At 71.4% G+C, this 266-nt stretch carries 1 protein-coding gene; it reads left to right on the plus strand.

The window, feature by feature from the left end; genetic code table 11:
* The coding region (locus SB753_RS37885) for an ATP-binding cassette domain-containing protein (protein ID WP_410805265.1) at positions 1-266 on the plus strand (266 nt) is incomplete at both ends.

The raw sequence follows: 266 nt of genomic DNA on the forward strand, positions 1-266 counted from the left end.
CGTCCGGCGCGCTGGTGCGCGACGTGTCGTTCTCGCTCGGGGCCGGCGAGCGCCTGGGGCTGATCGGAGAGTCCGGTTCGGGCAAGTCGCTGACCTCACTGGCGGTCACCGGGCTGCTGCCGGATGCCCTCGTCGCGTCGGGTTCCGTGCTGCTCGACGGGCATCAGGTCGTCGGCGCTCGGGATGCCGACCTCCGCCCATTGCGCGGACCGGTGGCGCAGATCGTTTTCCAGGAGCCGCTCACCGCTCTCGATCCGCTGATGCGG

Source organism: Paraburkholderia sp. SIMBA_053 (assembly GCF_046534895.1).
In the GTDB taxonomy this organism is placed as follows: domain Bacteria; phylum Pseudomonadota; class Gammaproteobacteria; order Burkholderiales; family Burkholderiaceae; genus Paraburkholderia; species Paraburkholderia caledonica.